The sequence below is a fragment of the Erwinia persicina genome (assembly GCF_019844095.1).
Taxonomy (GTDB): domain Bacteria; phylum Pseudomonadota; class Gammaproteobacteria; order Enterobacterales; family Enterobacteriaceae; genus Erwinia; species Erwinia persicina.
Genome location: NZ_CP082141.1, coordinates 646,835 through 665,940 on the forward strand (window position 1 = coordinate 646,835; position 19,106 = coordinate 665,940).

Annotated in this window: 18 protein-coding genes and 1 riboswitch; of the genes, 12 read left to right on the forward strand and 6 right to left on the reverse strand. The window is 56.4% G+C overall.

Annotation, left to right across the window (positions count from 1 at the left end; genetic code table 11):
• Positions 1-65 precede the first annotated feature (65 nt).
• The 3 genes from K6L24_RS02990 to hldE all read left to right on the forward strand — a co-directional run bounded on the left by K6L24_RS02990 (position 66) and on the right by hldE (position 5,772).
• Positions 66-1,370 carry a CYTH domain-containing protein gene (locus K6L24_RS02990; RefSeq protein WP_222681937.1) on the forward strand — a complete coding sequence of 435 codons (1,305 nt, stop codon included), beginning with the start codon at positions 66-68 and terminating at the stop codon, positions 1,368-1,370.
• A 42-nt stretch (positions 1,371-1,412) separates the two neighbouring features.
• Positions 1,413-4,247, forward strand: coding sequence for a bifunctional [glutamate--ammonia ligase]-adenylyl-L-tyrosine phosphorylase/[glutamate--ammonia-ligase] adenylyltransferase (gene glnE, locus K6L24_RS02995; protein WP_222681938.1), 2,835 nt, complete (start codon positions 1,413-1,415; stop codon positions 4,245-4,247).
• Between the two features lie 88 nt (positions 4,248-4,335).
• Positions 4,336-5,772, forward strand: coding sequence for a bifunctional D-glycero-beta-D-manno-heptose-7-phosphate kinase/D-glycero-beta-D-manno-heptose 1-phosphate adenylyltransferase HldE (gene hldE, locus K6L24_RS03000; protein WP_062744353.1), 1,437 nt, complete (start codon positions 4,336-4,338; stop codon positions 5,770-5,772).
• A gap of 46 nt (positions 5,773-5,818) precedes the next feature.
• Here the strand turns inward: hldE and ubiK are convergent, their stop codons facing one another.
• Entirely contained in the window at positions 5,819-6,106 is a 288-nt protein-coding gene (gene ubiK, locus K6L24_RS03005) for a ubiquinone biosynthesis accessory factor UbiK (RefSeq protein ID WP_062744352.1), read from the reverse strand.
• Positions 6,107-6,253: 147 nt separating this feature from the next.
• Positions 6,254-6,403, forward strand: a riboswitch (FMN riboswitch).
• A gap of 108 nt (positions 6,404-6,511) precedes the next feature.
• Between ubiK and ribB the strand changes: the two genes are divergently transcribed.
• The gene (ribB, locus tag K6L24_RS03010) at positions 6,512-7,168 is read left to right on the forward strand and encodes a 3,4-dihydroxy-2-butanone-4-phosphate synthase (RefSeq protein WP_222681939.1); all 657 of its coding nucleotides are present in this window, start codon (positions 6,512-6,514) and stop codon (positions 7,166-7,168) included.
• 439 nt (positions 7,169-7,607) lie between these two features.
• On the forward strand, positions 7,608-8,393 hold the full coding sequence (gene ygiD, locus K6L24_RS03015) for a 4,5-DOPA-extradiol-dioxygenase (protein WP_118665512.1): 786 nt from the start codon (positions 7,608-7,610) through the stop codon (positions 8,391-8,393).
• Positions 8,394-8,540: 147 nt separating this feature from the next.
• Here the strand turns inward: ygiD and K6L24_RS03020 are convergent, their stop codons facing one another.
• The 3 genes from K6L24_RS03020 to tolC form a co-directional block, all read right to left on the reverse strand.
• Positions 8,541-9,701: a glutathionylspermidine synthase family protein gene (locus K6L24_RS03020; RefSeq protein WP_062745796.1), complete on the reverse strand. Its 1,161-nt coding sequence runs from the start codon at positions 9,699-9,701 to the stop codon at positions 8,541-8,543.
• Between the two features lie 6 nt (positions 9,702-9,707).
• Positions 9,708-10,370, reverse strand: coding sequence for a DUF1190 family protein (locus K6L24_RS03025; RefSeq protein ID WP_062745799.1), 663 nt, complete (start codon positions 10,368-10,370; stop codon positions 9,708-9,710).
• Positions 10,371-10,514: 144 nt separating this feature from the next.
• Positions 10,515-11,984: an outer membrane channel protein TolC gene (gene tolC, locus K6L24_RS03030; RefSeq protein WP_062745801.1), complete on the reverse strand. Its 1,470-nt coding sequence runs from the start codon at positions 11,982-11,984 to the stop codon at positions 10,515-10,517.
• Between the two features lie 210 nt (positions 11,985-12,194).
• Here tolC and nudF point away from each other — a divergent pair, with 210 nt between their 5' ends.
• The 7 genes from nudF to K6L24_RS03065 all read left to right on the forward strand — a co-directional run bounded on the left by nudF (position 12,195) and on the right by K6L24_RS03065 (position 18,049).
• Entirely contained in the window at positions 12,195-12,830 is a 636-nt protein-coding gene (gene nudF, locus K6L24_RS03035; protein WP_062745804.1) for an ADP-ribose diphosphatase, read from the forward strand.
• On the forward strand, positions 12,830-13,249 hold the full coding sequence (locus K6L24_RS03040) for a DUF1249 family protein (RefSeq protein WP_062745806.1): 420 nt from the start codon (positions 12,830-12,832) through the stop codon (positions 13,247-13,249). Before nudF ends, K6L24_RS03040 begins: the two co-directional genes overlap by 1 nt.
• Positions 13,250-13,290: 41 nt before the next feature.
• A complete protein-coding gene (gene cpdA, locus K6L24_RS03045) occupies positions 13,291-14,118 on the forward strand; it encodes a 3',5'-cyclic-AMP phosphodiesterase (protein WP_118665514.1) in 828 nt (275 codons plus the stop codon).
• Between the two features lie 3 nt (positions 14,119-14,121).
• Positions 14,122-14,700 (forward strand): esterase YqiA, encoded by a 579-nt coding sequence (gene yqiA / locus K6L24_RS03050; protein ID WP_062745812.1) that lies wholly within the window; start codon positions 14,122-14,124, stop codon positions 14,698-14,700.
• Positions 14,701-14,755: 55 nt separating this feature from the next.
• The gene (gene parE, locus K6L24_RS03055) at positions 14,756-16,651 is read left to right on the forward strand and encodes a DNA topoisomerase IV subunit B (protein WP_118665516.1); all 1,896 of its coding nucleotides are present in this window, start codon (positions 14,756-14,758) and stop codon (positions 16,649-16,651) included.
• A gap of 179 nt (positions 16,652-16,830) precedes the next feature.
• Positions 16,831-16,998: a YnfU family zinc-binding protein gene (locus K6L24_RS03060; RefSeq protein ID WP_157076019.1), complete on the forward strand. Its 168-nt coding sequence runs from the start codon at positions 16,831-16,833 to the stop codon at positions 16,996-16,998.
• 148 nt (positions 16,999-17,146) lie between these two features.
• Positions 17,147-18,049, forward strand: a complete 903-nt coding sequence (locus tag K6L24_RS03065; protein WP_062745820.1) for a LysR family transcriptional regulator — start codon at positions 17,147-17,149, stop codon at positions 18,047-18,049.
• Between the two features lie 88 nt (positions 18,050-18,137).
• Here K6L24_RS03065 and K6L24_RS03070 read toward each other — a convergent pair whose 3' ends face one another.
• Both K6L24_RS03070 and K6L24_RS03075 read right to left on the reverse strand, forming a co-directional pair.
• Positions 18,138-18,446, reverse strand: coding sequence for a putative quinol monooxygenase (locus K6L24_RS03070; RefSeq protein WP_187509465.1), 309 nt, complete (start codon positions 18,444-18,446; stop codon positions 18,138-18,140).
• Between the two features lie 43 nt (positions 18,447-18,489).
• A complete protein-coding gene (locus K6L24_RS03075; protein WP_062745824.1) occupies positions 18,490-19,071 on the reverse strand; it encodes an NAD(P)H-dependent oxidoreductase in 582 nt (193 codons plus the stop codon).
• Between the last annotated feature and the right edge of the window lie 35 nt (positions 19,072-19,106).

The following is a 19,106-nucleotide window of genomic DNA, read 5'->3' on the forward strand; positions in this document are numbered from 1 at the left end:
TCTTTGCGAGCATTATCAGATACCTTAACCGTTTACTCAGCCGTTAACGACGTAAATAAGACATTATGACCATAGAAATCGAATTAAAGTTCATTGCCGTTCCAGAAGCGGCCGAAAAAGTTGCCAGTAAACTCACCGCATGGCCACATCAGCATTCTGCCGGCCAGGCACTGACCAATATTTACTTCGAAACGGCTGACAGTCAGCTGAGACGCTGGGACATGGGGCTGCGTATCCGTGGCTTTGGTGACCACTATGAAATGACACTGAAAACCGCCGGTCAGACGATAGGGGGGTTGCATCAGCGTCCGGAATATAACGTCGCGCTGGAAAAACCGGAACTGGATATACAGCGGTTGCCGGCCGATGTCTGGCCTGCCGGGACGGATGTAGCGATGTTGCAACAGCAACTCGGTGCGCTGTTCAGCACCCATTTTACGCGCGAGAAGTGGGTGGTCACTTACCTGCAAAGTGAGATTGAAGTGGCATTCGATCGGGGTGAAGTGAGTGCCGGTGAGCGTAGCGAACCACTCATGGAAGTGGAGCTGGAACTGAAAAGTGGCCAGCGTGACGATCTGCTGGCCTTCGCCGCAGAACTGGCGACGATTGAGGGGCTGCGGCTGGGCAGCCTGAGTAAGGCGGCGCGGGGATATGCGCTGGCCCAGGGCGATCTTCCGCGTTCGTTACGCCCGGTTCCCCTGCTGAAGGTCAGGCCGAAGGCAACGGTCGAAGAGGGGATGCGGGCAGCCTTCCTGCTGGCGTTAAGCCAGTGGCAGTATCATGAAGAGCTGTGGCTGCGTGGCAACGCCGCCGCGCTGCATGAAGTGAAGGATGCGCTGGAAGTGCTGCGTCAGACGTTTGCCCTTTACGGCGCGCTGGTGCCGCGCAAGGCCAGCAGTGAGCTGCGCCAGAAGCTGACTCAGTTGGAAGAGGCGCTGGTTGAAGATAATCCTGATGCACACACGTTATGCTTCAGCCCGCTCTGGTTGCAAACGCAGTTAGCACTTACTCATTGGATAGCCACTGAACGCTGGCGTCTGTTCGTTGATCAGAAAGCAGATGCCAAACTGCAGGGGTCATTCAAACGCTTCAGCGATATCATGCTGGGCCGCATTGCCGCCGATCTTAAAGAGACTTTCAGCCACCTTAACCATTCGGGCGAGTATCAGGACAAGCTGACGCGCCTGCATCGTCAGGTACTGGCCGTGCATCTGCTGGCAGGAGCGTACGACTCGGCTGCCGTCAACGCCTGGCTACAGAGCTGGAAGCAGCTGCAGGAAGCGATTGTGAAGCAACAGGAAGTCTGGCTGGATAGCCATCGCCAGCAGGCCCTGAAACAGGCGGCTTTCTGGAAAAATGGCAGCCTTTAACCCGTTGCGGGGTCATTCGATTCTATAGGGAGTGTTTTTTGTATGGTGCCATCATTAACTCAGCCACTGCCGGGCGTGATGCAGCAGCAGCGAGCGTTGCTTGATCCCGTATTCAGCGATGCCTCCGCAGAGCAGCAGGCGGTGCTGGCGTTCAGCGATTTTATCAGCGATAACCTGACAAAATATCCGGCGTGGTGGCAGCAGTTCCGGCAGCAGCCACCGCAGCAGGATGAATGGCACCACTATTCCCTCTGGCTTCAGGCACAGCTGGCGAACGTGCAGGATGAGAACGCGCTGATGCGCGAGCTGCGTCTGTTCCGTCGCCACATGCTGACACGCATTGCCTGGATGCAGACCCTGGCGATCAGTGATACGCAGCAGTCTTTGCGGCAGTTGAGTGAGCTGGCGGAAACCCTGATTGTTGCCGCCCGCGACTGGCTCTGGCATGCCTGCTGCCGGGATTTTGGCACCCCGATGAACGCCGCCGGGGAACCGCAGCCGCTGTTGATCCTCGGCATGGGCAAGCTGGGTGGCGGGGAGCTTAACTTCTCTTCCGACATTGACCTGATTTTCACCTGGCCGGAAAACGGCACGACGCAGGGCGGGCGGCGTGAGCTGGATAATGCCCAGTTCTTTACCCGTCTTGGCCAGCGTCTGATTAAAGTGCTGGATCAACCTACCGCCGATGGTTTCGTGTACCGGGTCGATATGCGTCTGCGTCCCTTTGGTGACAGCGGTCCGCTGGTACTGAGTTTTGCCGCACTGGAGGATTATTACCAGGAGCAGGGGCGAGACTGGGAGCGCTATGCGATGGTCAAGGCGCGCCTGATGGGGAGCGATAATGACCGCTGGAGTGAAGAATTACGTCAGATGCTGCGCCCGTTTGTTTTCCGCCGTTACATCGACTTTGGCGTGATCCAGTCCCTGCGAAATATGAAAAGTATGATCGCCAGAGAAGTGCGGCGACGTGGGCTGACGGATAACATTAAGCTGGGCGCGGGCGGCATTCGTGAAACCGAATTTATTGTTCAGGTTTTTCAACTGATCCGCGGCGGTCGCGAGCGCTCGCTTCAGCTGCGCTCCCTGCTGCCGACGCTGGAAGCGATAGGCCAGCTAAACCTGCTGTCAACAGAGCAGGTGGGCCAGTTGCACGATGCCTATCTTTTCCTGCGGCGTCTGGAAAATCTGCTGCAAAGCATTAACGATGAGCAGACGCAGACGCTGCCGGTCGGTGACCTGGATCGGGCTCGTCTGGCTTGGGCCATGGGCTTTGCCGACTGGACGGCCTTACACGGTGCGCTCGACCGGCATATGCTGGCGGTGCGTACCATCTTTGACGATTTAATCGGTGACGATGCGCCGGAACATGGCGATCACCGTGACGCCGGTGAGTATGGTGTGCTGTGGCAGGATCAGCTGGAAGAAACCGAGCTGGAGCCGCTGGTGCCGCATCTCGATGGTGCAGCCCGCCAGCATCTGCTGCGCACTATCACCGATTTTCGTCAGGATGTGGATAAGCGGACGATCGGCCCGCGCGGCCGCCAGGCGCTGGAGCAACTGATGCCGCGCCTGCTCAGTGAAGTGGTGCCGCGTGATGATGCCCCGGTGACCCTCAGCCGCCTGACTCCGCTGCTGCTGGGTGTCGTTACCCGCAGCACCTATCTGGAACTGCTGACAGAGTACCAGGGCGCGCTGAAGCACTTAATTCGCCTCTGTGCCGCCTCCCCGATGGTCGCCAGCCAGCTGGCGCGGCATCCGCTGCTGCTGGATGAACTGCTCGATCCGGCGACCCTCTATCAGCCCACCGCCACCGATGCCTACCGCGATGAGTTGCGCCAGTATCTGCTGCGGATTCCGGAAGAAGATGAAGAGCAGCAGCTGGAAGCCCTGCGCCAGTTTAAGCAGGCCCAGCACCTGCGCATTGCGGCGGCGGATATTGCTAAAACCCTGCCGGTAATGAAAGTGAGCGATCACCTTACGTGGCTGGCAGAAGCGATGATTGAATCCGTGGTACAGCAGGCATGGAATATGATGGTACTGCGTTACGGACGTCCTTCGCACCTTACCCATGACAGCGAACGCGGCTTCTCCGTGGTGGGCTACGGCAAACTGGGAGGCTGGGAGCTGGGTTACAGTTCTGACCTTGATCTGGTGTTCCTGCATGACTGTCCGCCGGACGCGGTGACATTGGGCGAACGCAGTATTGACGGCCGCCAGTTCTATCTGCGCCTGGCGCAGCGCGTCATGCACCTGTTCAGCACGCGCACCTCCTCTGGCATTCTTTACGAGGTGGACGCCCGACTGCGCCCGTCCGGCGCAGCGGGGATGCTGGTCAGCACCTTTGACGCGTTTGATGAATACCAGCGGCATGAGGCCTGGACCTGGGAGCATCAGGCTCTGGTGCGGGCACGTATCGTCTTTGGCGATACCGCCCTGAGCCAGCGATTCGACCAGATCCGACGCGGTATTCTGTCGCTACCACGTGAAGCTGACGCACTGAAAACGGAAGTGCGTGAAATGCGCGAGAAGATGCGCGCGCACCTCGGTAACAAGCATAAGGGACGCTGGGATATCAAGGCCGACCGTGGGGGGATCACCGACATTGAATTCATTACCCAGTATCTGGTACTGCGCTATGCCGCTCAGGATCCGATGCTTACCCGCTGGTCAGATAACGTGCGCATTCTTGAGCTGCTGGCCAACAGTGGCAAAATGGCGCCCGCAGAATCAGAGGCGCTGACCCATGCCTATGTCACGCTGCGCGATGCGCTGCACCATCTGGCCTTACAGGAACTGCCGGGGCATGTCGAAGAAGACGCCTATGCCCCTGAAAAAGCAGTGGTGAATGCCAGCTGGCAGACGTGGCTGGGTGCCTGATCTTACCGTGCAGACGCGATGATTAGTCACTGACATATTGTGCTATTATCGCGCGCACTCATTTTTACTGCAGTCTGGAGTCTCTGGAATGAAAATTACACTGCCTGATTTTACGCGTGCGGGTGTGTTGGTGGTTGGCGATGTGATGCTGGATCGCTACTGGCACGGCCCGACCAGCCGTATTTCACCTGAAGCACCGGTACCGGTGGTAAAAGTCGATCACGTGGAGGAACGCCCGGGTGGTGCTGCTAACGTGGCCATGAATATTGCCGCACTGGGCGCGCAGTCACGGCTGGTGGGGCTGACCGGCGTTGATGACGCTGCGCGTGCGCTGAGTGCGACCCTCACCGGTGTCAATGTGCAGTGTGATTTTGTCCCGGTGCCGACCCATCCGACCATCACCAAGCTGCGCGTGTTATCCCGCAATCAGCAGTTGATCCGCCTTGATTTCGAAGAGGGATTTGAAGGCGTCGATCCGGCACCGATGCATGAGCGGATCGAACAGTCGCTGCCAAACATAGGTGCGCTGGTGCTGTCTGACTATGCCAAAGGTGCGCTGGCCAGCGTGGAGACGATGATTGCCCTGGCCCGTAAAGCCGGTGTTCCGGTGCTGGTGGACCCGAAAGGCACCGACTTTGGGCGCTATCATGGCGCAACGCTGCTGACGCCGAATCTTTCCGAATTCGAAGCGGTAGTCGGCAAGTGCACGACCGAAGATGAGATTGTTGAACGCGGCACGAAACTGATGTTACAGCACGCGCTTTCCGCGCTGCTGGTGACGCGCTCAGAGCACGGTATGACCCTGCTGCAGCCGGGTAAAGCCCCATTCCATATGCCGACGCAGGCTCAGGAAGTGTTTGACGTCACCGGGGCAGGCGATACGGTGATTGGCGTGCTGGCGGCGGCGCTGGCGGCCGGTAATACGCTCGAAGAGAGCTGTTTCCTCGCCAATGCGGCGGCGGGTGTCGTTGTCGGTAAGCTGGGAACGTCTACCGTGTCTCCGGTCGAGCTGGAAAATGCGATCCGCGCCCGTCCGGAATCCGGATTTGGCGTGATGGATGAAGCGCAGCTGATTGCTGAGGTGGCGAAAGCCCGTCAGCGCGGTGAAAAAGTGGTGATGACCAACGGCGTCTTCGACATTCTGCACGCCGGGCACGTCTCCTACCTGGCTAATGCCCGCAAGCTGGGGGACCGGTTGATTGTGGCGGTTAACAGCGATGCGTCTACCCGCCGCCTCAAAGGCGAAACCCGCCCGGTTAATCCGCTGATCAATCGTATGATCGTGTTGGGTGCGCTGGAAGCGGTCGACTGGGTGATTGGCTTTGAAGAAGACACCCCTCAGCGCCTGATTGCGGAGGTTCTGCCCGACCTGCTGGTCAAAGGCGGCGACTACAAGCCGGAAGAGATTGCCGGAAGCAAAGAAGTGTGGGCGAACGGCGGCGACGTTAGGGTGCTCAATTTCGAAGACGGTATTTCGACCAGTAACATCATCAAAACGATTATCTCGGGAACCGGGAACCACTAATCGTTAACAGCTGCCCGTGGAGGGCAGCCGTATACTGCATTGTCACTTATTCGGCTGCTTTTGGCTCGGTCACCGCAGGAACCGGAGCCGGAGAGACCCGGCTTTCCAGTTCGGCCAGACGCTGCTCCAGCGCAGCCAGCTTCTCGCGGGTGCGCAACAGCACCTGAGTCTGTACATCAAACTCTTCACGGTTCACCACATCCAGACGGGTCAGCTGTGCCTGCAGCGTCTGACGAATTTTCTTCTCTACATCATCACCAAACTCACGAATACCTTTTGGCATGGACTCATGAACCTGACGGGCAAGCTGTTCGATTTTTTTGGGGTCAAGCATAGCGGCTTCCTGATAGCAGCGAATTTGATCTTAGTGTAATCCCAGATGGCTCAGGGATAAACCTGAAAACACCATAGCGAAAAAATGGATAACAATTTGCCCGTTTTGTTCGTTGCTCTGTCACTTTTTCGGCGTTATGATGATTTTGCTTATTCTCAGGGCGGGGCGAAATTCCCCACCGGCGGTAAATCAGCGTTTGCTGAAAGCCCGCGAGCGCTTCAGGATCACTCCTGAAGGACAGCAGATCCGGTGTAATTCCGGGGCCGACGGTTAAAGTCCGGATGGGAGAGAGTAACGAATCTTGACGGGCGTTTGCCTGCCTCGCGTTATTTTTTTGTCACTGCATGACACTCCTAAGCACGCCCTGATTCTGGTAACCCATACATTTATTAAGGTTTATTTACCATGAATCAGTCGCTACTTTCTGAATTTGGCACGCCTGAACAGCGTGTAACCCGTGCCATTGAGGCGCTGCGCGAAGGCCGCGGTGTGATGGTCTTAGACGATGAAGATCGTGAAAACGAAGGTGATATGATCTTCGCTGCGGAAACCATGACCGTTGAGCAGATGGCGCTCACCATTCGTCACGGCAGCGGTATTGTCTGCCTGTGCCTGACCGAAGAACGTCTGCAGCAGCTTGAGCTGCCGATGATGGTTGAGGATAACACCAGCGCCTACGGCACCGGCTTTACCGTGACCATCGAAGCCGCGAAAGGCGTCACCACCGGCGTGTCGGCCTCCGACCGTCTGACCACCATCCGTACGGCAATCGCAGATGACACGAAACCAGACGATCTGAATCGTCCGGGGCACGTCTTCCCGCTGCGCGGCCGTGCCGGTGGCGTGCTGACCCGCGGTGGTCATACCGAAGCCACTATCGACCTGGTGATGCTGGCAGGCTTCAAGCCGGCAGGCGTGCTGTGTGAGTTGACCAATGATGATGGTTCCATGGCGCACGCGCCGGAAGCCATCGTCTTTGCCAAACAGCACAACATGCCGGTTGTGACCATCGAAGACCTGGTGGCGTATCGTCGTAGTCACGAGACCCGCCAGGCCAGCTAATCCCCGTCATACTTCAGGCTATGGGTGCGTTGGCTCTCCTCGCGCACCCCAGTCACGTACTGATGTACGCTCCCGGGGATGTGCTGCGTGGCCGCCTGCCCCTAACCTGAATTATTTAGGGGAGCATCCCCGTCATACTTCAGGCTATGGGTGCGCTGGCTCTCCTCGCGCACCCCAGTCACGTACTGATGTACGCTCCCGGGGATGTGCTGCGTGGCCGCCTGCCCCTAACCTGAATTATTTAGGGGAGCATCCCCGTCATACTTCGGGCTATGGGTGCGCTGGCTCTTCTCGCGCACCCCGCCTTTAAGCTGCGTCACTCCTTCCCTGCTTCCATTCAAATTTTCTGACTATCTTCGTCAGGGTTATCCTGGTTCATCCGTGTCAAAAAGCGCGTAATGTGGACTGCATTGAACAAAAACTTTGCTGGAGTCACACCATGAGCCACACACGTATGCCTGCTCTGTTCCTCGGTCATGGCAGCCCGATGAACGTGCTGGAAGAGAATATCTGGACGGAAACCTGGCGAGAATTGGGCAAAACCCTGCCGCGCCCGAAGGCGATTATTGCCGTGTCGGCACACTGGTACACCCGTGGTACGGCCGTCACGGCAATGGAAAATCCGCGCACAATTCATGATTTCGGCGGTTTCCCCCAGGCGCTGTTCGACACCCGTTATCCCGCCCCGGGCTCTCCGGCGCTGGCCCGTCAGGTTGCGGAAGCACTTTCACCGGTGGCAGTGGAGCTGGATCAGGAATGGGGATTCGATCACGGTTCGTGGGGCGTGCTGATCAAAATGTACCCGCAGGCCGATATCCCGGTGGTGCAACTCAGTGTGGATGCGACAAAACCGGCGGCTTATCATTTTGAACTGGGCCGCAAGCTGGCTGCGCTGCGTGAGCAGGGTGTGATGATCGTCGCCAGCGGTAACGTGGTGCATAACCTGCGCATGGTGCGCTGGAGCGGGGAGGCGGAAGCCTGGCCGTGGGCAGAATCTTTCAACCAGTATGTGCGCGAGAATCTGAGCTGGGAAGGTGAGTCAGAGCAGCACCCGCTGATCAACTTTATGCAACATGACGGGGCAGCGCTGTCTAACCCGACGCCGGAGCACTATCTGCCACTGCTGTATGTGCTGGGCGCACGTGCGGAAGGTGAGGCAATTACCGTTCCGGTCGATGGCATAGTGATGGGTTCACTGAGTATGCTGTCGGTACAGGTAGGGTAACAGGCAGAAGCGGAAGGTCGCCCGGAAAAAGGTGATCATTACGCAGGGAGAGACCTGCGACAGAGGGCGACCGGAAAAGGGCGCCCTCTGTGGGGCAGGGAAACACGCATTGTGCCGGGGCTGACCTTCTGTTGCGGTCAGCCCGTTTTATTCAATAAATGCGTGGGGATAGAAACGTGACAGATCCTGAGTGATCAAATCGCGATCTTCCCGCAGGCCAATCCCTGCAGGCTGATCGTTAATCAGCCAGGAGCCGATCAGCGTGTAGCTGTCACCGAATTTCGGCAGCGGATGGAACTGCTGGACAATCATCCCTTCCTCTCCATACGGCCCGTCAACGCGCGCAATTTCCTGACCGTTTTCAACGATGGTGATATTGGCCCCCTCACGGGAGAACAGCGGCTTAACCACATATTTATCCATGTGAGGCACGTTGTCTTCTGCGAAGTAAGCCGGCAGCAGATTGGGGTGATTCGGGAACATTTTCCATAACAGCGGCAGCAGCGCCTTGTTAGAGATAATGCTTTTCCAGCCCGGTTCCAGCCAGCGCACGCCGGCATCAGCCAGCTTGGTGGAGAACATCTCGCGCAGCATGAACTCCCACGGATAAAGCTTGAACAGATTGCCAATCACCTGATCGTGCTGGTCGGTAAACTGCCCTTTCTCGCCCAGACCAATCTCATCCATAAACAGGAATTCACTCGGCAGACCCGCTTCCGTCGCGCAGTCCTGCAGATACTGAACGGTACCGCGATCTTCATCGGTGTCACGGCAGCAGGCAAAATGTAGCCAGCTAAATCCGTGCTGCTGATGAAGCTCGGCAAAACGCTCAATCAGTTTTTCCTGCAGGCTGTTGAACTGATCGCTGCCGGTCGGTAGCTGGCCGGCCTTAACCTGATCTTCCAGCCACAGCCACTGGAAAAACGCCGCTTCATACAGCGATGTCGGGGTATCCGCGTTGTTCTCCAGCAGTTTGGCCGGGGACTCCCCGTCCCAGGCCAGATCCAGCCGGGAGTAGAGCGAAGGTTGCTGGCTTTTCCATGATTCGCGCACGAAATCCCAGGTATGTTTGGGAATGCGGAACTTGGTCAGCAGCTCTTCGCTGTTAACCACCAGTTCCACCGCCTGCAAACACATCTGGTGCAGTTCGCTGGTGACATCTTCCAGATATTCAATCTGCTGCAACGTAAACTGGTAATAAGCATCTTCACACCAGTACGGTTCCCCGTGCATGGTGTGAAAACGAAAACCATATTCCGTCGCTTTTTCACGCCAGTCGGGGCGTTCAGCAATGGCAATACGCTTCATCCGCGCTTAACCCCCCATGCTGCGGTTGGTGCCGGAGGCACTGCTACGCTGCATGGCGGTTTGTTTAGCAACGGATTCACCAAAACCACCGCGAGTGACGGTGCTGGTCGTGGCAGGTTTCGGTGCCAGCGCCGTTTTAGGAACGGTCATGGTTCGGCCTGGCGTTGCAGCACCATAGCTTTTGCCGCTGGCATCAACGAATTTGCCGTTCGCCGGGCTGGACGGGTTCTTTGAGGAGAACAGCGGCTGCTGTTGCCCCATACCGCCGCCCATCATACGGCCCATCATGTAACCGGCCATCAGTGGCATCCAGAAGCTGCCGCTGGACTGCGATTCTGCATTTGTCGTGCCGACGCCAGCCTGAGCCGGAGCCTGCTGGCACTGACCTTCACCAAATTCTGCCACGCAGTCTTCACGGCTGGCATATTTCGGTGCGGTTTTCACCGCTTCTTCTTTGGCGTTGTTAAACGCCGTAGTGCATTGTGCGCTCTTGCCTGGATTCGCAGCAGAGCAGTCATCCGCATTCTGATACATGGAGACGGTTTCGTCGGCCTGTTCACATGCGGCCAGCATAAATACTGCACTTACCGCCAGCGCAACCGGCGTTAAATGACGTGCGCTCCAGCTTTTGCGAAAGGAGGCATGATTAATCTGTTTAGTCCGTTTCATCACTTTTCGTCCTGTGCCCAAAGGTAGTGCATAGGATAGGGGAACAGCGGTGAAAAATGAAGCGATGAGGCCTGACCAGGAGGGGATCTTTACGTAGCTATACGTTTGATTGTGAAGGGGCAGCCATCGCTGCCCCTCAGGGGACTACTGACCGAATGGATTGCCGCTGGCACGAGGCGCTGAAGTGCGACGGGGCTCTGCGGCGTTCGTGGTGCGTGGCGGCGTTTGTGCTCCGTCAGCATAGGCAGTCTGCTGCGCATTTTCGGGGGCAACGCTCTCCGGCGAGGTGACAACATCTTTGCCCAGATGATTGTTCAGCGTTTGCAGATCCTGCTCGTTCAGCGTACCCAGCGCAGACTTGATATTGAGCTGGTTAATCATGTAGCTGTAACGGGCGTTTGCCAGCTGCTGCTTGGCATTGTACAGGGTGGTGGTGGCATCCAGCACGTCGACGATGGTGCGTGTGCCCACCGAGTAACCGGCTTCCATCGCATCCAGAGAGCTTTGTGCCGACACGACGGATTGCTTATAGGCTTCGATGCTGCTGATCGACGCGTTGACGTTATTAAACGAAGAACGCACGGTCTGCACGGTGCTGCGATGAGCACTTTCCAGCTGTTCGCTGGCAGCCACAAACGCATACTGTGCCTGTTTCACCTGGGAGCTGACCGACCCGCCACTGTACAGCGGCATATTGAAGCTCAGGCCAACCTGGTTGCTGCCACTGATGTTGTCATTACTGTTCGGGCTGGCACGATCGCCGCCATAACGGGTATTTGACAGACCGGTTGAGGCGGTCAGATCCAGCGTGGGCATATGACCCGTTTCTGAAGAACGAATCTGCTCACGTGCCAGATCCTGAGACAGGCGGGCAGACAGCAGCGACAGGTTGCGGCTTTCCGCTTCTTTCAGCAGCGCATTGACCGGCTGAGGTTTTTCGGTTTTGAACGTATCAACGTTCAGCGAGGCCAGATTAGGATAGTAATTACCCGTTACCTGGCGCAGGGTTTCCACCGCGTTGTCGAGAGCATTACGCGCCGAGACTTCGTTGGCCAGTACGGTGTCGTACTGTGAACGGGCGTTCTGTACGTCGGTAATAGCGACCAGGCCAACGTTAAAGCGCTGTGTGGTCTGATCCAGTTCGCGATAGATGGACTGCTTCTGCGCTTCGGTGTAGGACAGCGTATCGATGGCATTCAGCACGTTGAAATACGCGGTCGCCGTGTTGAGGATCAGCGTTTGCTGTGCCGTCTGATAGGTGACATCCTGAATCCCGGCCGTTTTTTCCTGCAGGGTCAGCGCGCGCCATTTTGACATATCAAAAATGGTTTGTGTCAGCTGCAGTGAAGCGCTTTTAGAATCGTTATGGGTGTCGCGTGCATCGCGGTAGCCGCTGTTATAGGTATAGTCAGCACCCAGGCCTAACTGCGGTAACAGCGGGCTGCGGGCTTCATTAATTTTCTCAAAGGCAGCATCACGATCGGCCGCAGAGCTACGAAGGTCAGGATTTGATAAACGCGCCTGCTGATATACCTGCAGCAGGTTTTCAGCCTGGCTGGCAACACTGAAGCCGCCCAGGCTCAGACCGATGAGTAAAGGGAGCAGTTTGTTCATTTGCATTCCTTGTAGTGCAGCAAAATTGCTATGGTAGCGCTGACGTAGGCCAAAAATTATCGCCGATAATAGCAGAGAGTTCCGATAAGGTAAGTTGGCTGAAAGTGCCATCTTGCCTTAATTTACTTAAATAATCCGTTAAGAACCAGACAACTGTCGGAATACTCTTGCACTTTACGTTTTTGCCACCATTTCCCAGGAGAAGTTGTTATGGAAACTGGTCACAAATACCCAGTGACTTTCACCAAAAACGATGTAGAAATTATTGCACGCGAGACGCTCTATCGTGGTTTTTTTTCGCTGGAGCGCTACCGGTTTCGTCACCGCTTGTTTAATGGTGGCATGAGTGGTGAAGTAACCCGGGAAATTTTTGAGCGCGGTCACGCGGCGGTGCTGCTACCCTATGACCCTCAGCGCGACGAAGTGGTGCTGATTGAGCAAATCCGTATTGCCGCGTACGACACCAGCCCAACGCCCTGGGTGCTGGAACTGGTGGCCGGGATGATCGAACCGGGGGAAACGCCGGAAGAAGTGGCCCGCCGGGAAGCCGTGGAAGAGGCCGGGATCGTCGCCGGACGGGTAAAACCGGTGGTGAACTATCTCTCCAGTGCGGGAGGTACTACTGAACGCCTGTCAGTATTTGTCGGTGAAGTGGATGCCAGCGTGGCGGAGGGAAACCACGGTCTGGAGGAGGAGAATGAGGATATTCTCGTGCATGTGGTCAGTCGCAGTCAGGCTTACCAGTGGGTGGAACAGGGGAAAATTGATAACGCAGCGGCTGTCATTGCTTTGCAATGGCTGGAGTTGCACCATAAACAGCTACGAGAAGAGTGGAATCCTGAATAATGAAACGCTATGTCCCCGATTTTCCTGAAATGATGCGCGTCTGCGAAACGAATTTTGCGCAGCTGCGGCGCTTGTTACCCAAGGAGGATCGGGCGGGAGAGTCGATGGCGTATCAGGTGAACGGTGCCAGCTATCAGATTACCATCCAGGAATCGACGCGTTACACCACGCTGGTGGAGATTCGACAAACGGCCCCGGCAGTGAGCTACTGGAGCCTGCCATCGATGTCGGTCAGGCTTTACCACGATGCGATGGTGGCGGAAGTGTGTTCAACACAGCAGATCTATCGCTTTAAAGCACGCTATGATTACCCTAATAAAAAATTGCATCAGCGTGATGAAAAACACCAAATTAACCAGTTTTTAGCGGACTGGCTGCGCTATTGTTTGTCCCACGGTGCGATGGCAGTTCCGGTTTAAAATTTAAGCTGCGACATTTCAGAGCGAGTTAAGGACGTTGATTGGATAGCCTGTTAAAACTTCCTGTGGCGAGTGGGTCCAGAGTCAGGATTTTACAGATAACGGATACCCACCTGTTTGCAGGTAAACACGAAACGCTGTTAGGGGTGAATACCTGGGCCAGTTTTAACGCCGTGTTGGAGGTGATTGCAGCAGACCGGCGTCACTACGATCTTGTTGTCGCGACTGGCGACCTGGCGCAGGACCACTCAATGGAAGCCTATCAGCATTTTGCTGAGGGCATCTCATGCCTGTCGGCACCTTGCGTCTGGTTGCCCGGTAATCATGACTTTCAGCCAACGATGTTCAGCACGCTGGCGGCATCCCATATTGCCGATCAAAAACAGGTGCTGGTGGGGGACCACTGGCAGATAGTGCTGCTCGACAGTCAGGTCTTCGGCGTCCCCCATGGTGAATTGAGCGACTATCAGCTCGAGTGGCTGGAGGGTGCGCTGGCGGCCGAACCACAGCGCCATACGCTGGTGTTATTACATCATCACCCGGTGCCGTCCGGGTGTTCATGGCTGGACCAGCACAGTCTGAGGAATCCGCATATGCTGGATAGTGTTCTGCAGCGCTATCCTCTGGCAAAGACCCTGCTGTGTGGGCATATTCATCAGGAACTGGATCTCGACTGGCACGGACGGCGCGTACTGGCTTCCCCATCGACCTGTGTGCAGTTCAAGCCGCACTGTACCAACTTTACCATTGATGCCGAGTCTCCAGGCTGGCGCTGGCTTGACCTCTATGATGACGGGCGACTGGAAACCCAGGTGCAGCGTCTGACCACGCGCATGTTCAACCCGGATCTCGATTCAGAAGGATACTGACCGATGGCCACGCTGCTTTATCTGCATGGTTTTAACAGTTCACCCCAATCCGCCAAAGCAACCCAGTTTAAACAGTGGCTGGCAGAACACCGGCCGGACATCCGGCTGCATGTGCCACAGCTTCCGGCGTTTCCCTCTGAAGCCGCCGCCCTGCTGGAGACATTTGTCCTGCAGTCAGCGGGAGAGCAACTGGGAATGATTGGCTCGTCACTGGGCGGGTATTATGCGACCTGGCTGTCGCAATGTTTCACTCTCCCTGCCGTGGTAGTCAACCCGGCGGTACGTCCGTTTGAGCTGCTGGCCGATTATCTCGGTCACAACGAGAACCCATACACCGGCCAGCAATATGTGTTAGAGTCTCGCCATATTTACGATCTAAAAGTGATGCAGATTGACCCGTTAGAGTCACCGGATTTGCTCTGGTTACTGCAACAAACGGGCGATGAAGTGCTCGACTACCGCCAGGCCCTGGACTATTACAGCGCCTGCCGTCAGACGGTAGAAGAGGGCGGAAATCATGCTTTTATCGGATTCGAACGCCATTTCTCCGCGATGCTCGACTTCTTAGGTTTTCAGGAGTGAGTTAACACCGGCGTCTGGCCACTCATTTTTAGCCACTACCAATCAGATTGTTACGATGACTCAATCCAGCTATAACGCTGACTCCATTGAGGTTCTCAGCGGCCTTGAACCCGTGCGTCGCCGCCCGGGTATGTACACCGATACCGTCCGTCCTAACCACTTAGGCCAGGAAGTGATCGATAACAGCGTGGATGAAGCGCTGGCCGGTCACGCCAAGCGCGTGGAAGTGATCCTGCACGCCGATCAATCGTTGGAAGTGATCGACGACGGGCGCGGCATGCCGGTAGATATTCACCCGGAAGAGGGCGTACCGGCCGTTGAGCTGATTTTCTGCCGCCTCCATGCCGGCGGTAAATTCTCCAATAAAAACTATCAGTTCTCCGGCGGCCTGCACGGCGTGGGGATCTCGGTGGTTAACGCGCTGTCAAAACGCGTCGAAGTCACCGTTCGCCGTAATGGCGAAGTGTACGAAATGGCGTTTGAAAACGGCGATAAAGTGCAGGACCTGACGGTGACCGGTACCGTTGGTAAACGCAATACCGGCACCCGCGTCCAGTTCTGGCCGGATGAGTCCTTCTTTGACAGCCCGCGCTTCTCCGTTTCGCGCCTCAGCCACCTGCTGAAAGCGAAAGCCGTACTGTGCCCGGGCGTTGAGATTGTTTTCAAAGATAAGCTGAACAATACCGAACAGACCTGGTGCTACGCCGATGGCCTGACCGATTACCTGATGGAAGCCGTCAACGGCCTGCCGACGCTGCCAGAAAAAGCCTTCGTCGGTGCGTTTGCCGGGGATGTGGAAGCGGTTGACTGGGCGCTGCTGTGGCTGCCGGAAGGCGGTGAACTGCTGACGGAAAGCTACGTTAACCTGATCCCGACCATGCAGGGCGGCACCCACGTTAATGGCCTGCGTCAGGGCCTGCTCGACGCCATGCGCGAGTTCTGCGAATACCGTAATATTCTGCCGCGCGGCGTTAAGCTGTCGGCGGAAGATATCTGGGACCGTTGCGCCTATGTGCTGTCGGTGAAAATGCAGGATCCGCAGTTTGCCGGGCAGACCAAAGAGCGGTTGTCATCCCGCCAGTGCGCGGCGTTTGTGTCCGGTGTGGTGAAAGATGCCTTCAGCCTGTGGCTGAATCAGAACGTTCAGGCCGCAGAAATGCTGGCAGAGCTGGCAATTTCCAGTGCCCAGCGCCGCCTGCGTGCGGCGAAAAAAGTGGTGCGTAAAAAGCTGACCAGCGGGCCGGCCCTGCCGGGTAAACTGGCCGACTGCTCTGCCCAGGATCTTGCCCGTACGGAGCTGTTCCTCGTGGAAGGGGACTCAGCAGGTGGATCGGCCAAACAGGCGCGCGACCGTGAGTATCAGGCGATCATGCCGCTGAAGGGTAAGATCCTCAATACCTGGGAAGTCTCCTCGGATGAAGTGCTGGCGTCGCAGGAGGTGCATGACATTTCCGTGGCGATCGGTATCGATCCTGACAGTGAAGATCTGAGCCAGCTGCGCTACGGCAAGATCTGTATCCTTGCGGATGCGGACTCCGACGGCCTGCACATCGCCACGCTGCTGTGTGCGCTGTTTGTCCGCCATTTCAGCACGCTGGTAAAAAATGGCCACGTCTACGTGGCGATGCCGCCGCTGTACCGTATTGACCTCGGCAAAGAGGTTTATTACGCGCTGGATGAAGAAGAGAAAGCGGGCATTCTTGAGCAGTTAAAGCGCAAGAAAGGCAAACCGGGCGTACAGCGCTTTAAAGGGCTGGGTGAAATGAACCCGCTGCAGCTGCGCGAAACCACGCTGGATCCGAACACCCGCCGTCTGGTGCAGCTCACCATCAGCGATGAGGATCTCCCGCATACGATGGCGGTGATGGATATGCTGCTGGCGAAAAAACGCTCTGAAGATCGCCGTAACTGGCTGCAGGAAAAAGGCGATATGGCGGAAATCGAGGTCTGAGGATTTTCCACGTAAACGCGGCGGGCCGACTGTTTTTCCTCCACCGGGAGACAGTTGGCCCCGCTTTTTGCAAAATAATCCGCTGATATGCTGCCTGAAGACAGATTTAAGCAATAAAGAGTGAGGGGAATAGGCCGCGAGGGTGTACTATACGCGTCCAAACAACACAGGAAATATTTATGGCTTATAATCAAAAACAACCTAAATCAAACGGTTTTCTCATCTCCATCGCCTGTCCAAAATGCAGTAAAAGTGCTGACCACAGCGCCCCCAGAGTTCATAAGAATAAAAACCTTCTTTGCCCATTCTGCAGTGTCCTCTTTACCCCTTCTGAAACGAAAATTTAAACCCAGCTTTCTGCTTTGCTGCCGTTGGTCGGATGTTGTCTGCCTCCAGGCCCGGTAAAGCCGTAAACGCATAAAGACGTCAACCTGTGCGAGGTCCTGCCGTGATTCTGTTAGAATTGCAGGGTCATCTTTCTACCAGGTTGAACTCTTGAAAATCACCCTTGAAGAGCTTCGTGCGTGGGTCGTCGTGGTCGATACCGGTTCGATCACTGCCGCCGCGGAGCAGCTTAACCAGACCACCTCCGGTATCAGTCGCGCCCTCAGCCGTCTGGAAAGCAAACTGCAAACCACGCTGCTACACCGCACCACCCGTCGCATCGCGCTGACGGAGGAAGGGCAGATCTTTCTTGAGCACGCCCGGCAGATTATTCGTTCGGTGGAAACCGCGGAAGAGCAGATTGCCCAGCGGCGTGAAATCCCCTCCGGTCGCCTGCGCGTCAATGCCGCCACGCCATTTATGCTGCACGTCATCGTGCCGCTGATGCCGGAGTTTTCACGACGTTTTCCACTGATCCAGTTAGAACTGAATACCGATGAAGTGGTGATCGACCTGCTGGAGCAGCAGACCGATATTGCCATCCGCATTGGCGAACTGCGTGACTCCACCATGCACGCCCGCGCGCTCGGCAGCAGCAGGCTGCGGCTGATGGCCAGCCCGGCCTATCTGCAGGAGCACGGCGTACCGCTCAGCGTCGCTGATATGGTGGATAAGCACCGTCTGCTGGGCTTCTGCAATCTGGATCAGCATAACATCTGGCCGGTATGGCGTTCGGAAGGGGAGTTTTTGCAGATTAAACCGACGGTGATGGCCTCAAGCGGTGAGACGCTGCGTCAGCTGGCGGTTAACGGCATGGGCATTGCGCGGGTGTCGGACTTTCTCAGCCGGGAGGATGTCGCCTCCGGCAGGCTGGTGCCGGTGCTGGAGGCGGAGACGCGGGAGATGTTTCACCCGATCCATGCGGTGTACTACCGCAACAGCACGCTGGCCGTGCGGATCCGCTGCTTCCTGGACTATCTCAGCGAGCAGTTTGCCAGCAAGACCCTGCTGTAAAAAGGGCGAACCAAACAGAAGGTCTGCCCCTGCATGGCAAGGTGATAACCGCCAGGGGCCGACCTTTTACCGGTCAGCCCGCCGGCCTTTATCGTGCCGGTTCCAGTACAAAGATTTTCACATCGACCACATCGTCTTTGATGGCGGTGCGATGCCGTTCCATATGGTCAGCCTGCTGGTGCTGCTCCAGATGTCGCAGTGAATCCCAGTGCTCCACCATAAAAATGGAATCAGGGGAGTGCTGCTTCCAGGGCACCTGGGCTTTGTGGTCAATCAATGCCTGGTAACTACCGCAGCCTTCTTCATCCAGCACGGTGGGGGTCAGACGCTCAATAGCGTGTAAAACGGCAGTACGTCGGCCTGGCTTGATACAGATTTCAGCGATTACGGTCAGCATACTGTTTCCTTTTTACCGGGGAACCCAATGGGTGAGTGTCCAGTTAAGCAAAAATCGCGCTCAGATGAGTCCGATAGCGTGCGATATCGCCTGCAATATCCGGCTGTTTGATCACATCGTTACAGATAAAGGTTGGCAGACCGTCCATACCGAGGAACTGGTTGGCCTTGTGGAAGTGCAGATAGACACCGTCTACGCCCACGCCTTCAAAGAACTGTTCCGGGTCGGTAAACGCCTGGAGCGGCGCATTCCAGGTCAGGGACAGCATATAGGTTTTGCCCTGCAGCAGGCCACCGGAACCATATTTTTTCGCCGCATCGGAGCGGGTACGGCCATCGCTGGCGTACAGTTTACCGTGGCCCTCGGTGAAGACCTCGTCGATATATTTTTTCAGCGTCCACGGCTCGCCCATCCACCAGCCCGGCATTTGATAAATAACGGTATCGGCGGCAAGATATTTGTCGATTTCATCGGCGACCACGTAACCGTCGTCCAGCACGGTGACATCGACCTGATGCCCGGCATCGCGCAGGAAGCTCGCTGCGACCTGGGTCAGAGTATGGTTCAGTTCACCTTTTGAGTGGGCGAAGGCTTTACCGGCATCAATAATTAAAATCTGGCTCATGATTTTTTCTCAACAGTGTGCAATACCGGAGAGTG

Bases quoted from the DNA above. Each gene is read 5' to 3' on its own strand.
- K6L24_RS03040 (WP_062745806.1), top strand. From the start codon at position 12,830: ATGAAACGCTATGTCCCCGATTTTCCTGAAATGATGCGCGTCTGCGAA.
- yqiA (WP_062745812.1), top strand. From the start codon at position 14,122: ATGGCCACGCTGCTTTATCTGCATGGTTTTAACAGTTCACCCCAATCC.
- ygiD (WP_118665512.1), top strand. From the start codon at position 7,608: ATGAGCCACACACGTATGCCTGCTCTGTTCCTCGGTCATGGCAGCCCG.
- K6L24_RS03070 (WP_187509465.1), bottom strand. From the start codon at position 18,446: ATGCTGACCGTAATCGCTGAAATCTGTATCAAGCCAGGCCGACGTACT.
- K6L24_RS02990 (WP_222681937.1), top strand. From the start codon at position 66: ATGACCATAGAAATCGAATTAAAGTTCATTGCCGTTCCAGAAGCGGCC.
- tolC (WP_062745801.1), bottom strand. From the start codon at position 11,984: ATGAACAAACTGCTCCCTTTACTCATCGGTCTGAGCCTGGGCGGCTTC.
- glnE (WP_222681938.1), top strand. From the start codon at position 1,413: ATGGTGCCATCATTAACTCAGCCACTGCCGGGCGTGATGCAGCAGCAG.
- parE (WP_118665516.1), top strand. From the start codon at position 14,756: ATGACTCAATCCAGCTATAACGCTGACTCCATTGAGGTTCTCAGCGGC.
- K6L24_RS03060 (WP_157076019.1), top strand. From the start codon at position 16,831: ATGGCTTATAATCAAAAACAACCTAAATCAAACGGTTTTCTCATCTCC.
- nudF (WP_062745804.1), top strand. From the start codon at position 12,195: ATGGAAACTGGTCACAAATACCCAGTGACTTTCACCAAAAACGATGTA.
- K6L24_RS03025 (WP_062745799.1), bottom strand. From the start codon at position 10,370: ATGAAACGGACTAAACAGATTAATCATGCCTCCTTTCGCAAAAGCTGG.
- K6L24_RS03020 (WP_062745796.1), bottom strand. From the start codon at position 9,701: ATGAAGCGTATTGCCATTGCTGAACGCCCCGACTGGCGTGAAAAAGCG.
- ribB (WP_222681939.1), top strand. From the start codon at position 6,512: ATGAATCAGTCGCTACTTTCTGAATTTGGCACGCCTGAACAGCGTGTA.
- hldE (WP_062744353.1), top strand. From the start codon at position 4,336: ATGAAAATTACACTGCCTGATTTTACGCGTGCGGGTGTGTTGGTGGTT.
- ubiK (WP_062744352.1), bottom strand. From the start codon at position 6,106: ATGCTTGACCCCAAAAAAATCGAACAGCTTGCCCGTCAGGTTCATGAG.
- K6L24_RS03075 (WP_062745824.1), bottom strand. From the start codon at position 19,071: ATGAGCCAGATTTTAATTATTGATGCCGGTAAAGCCTTCGCCCACTCA.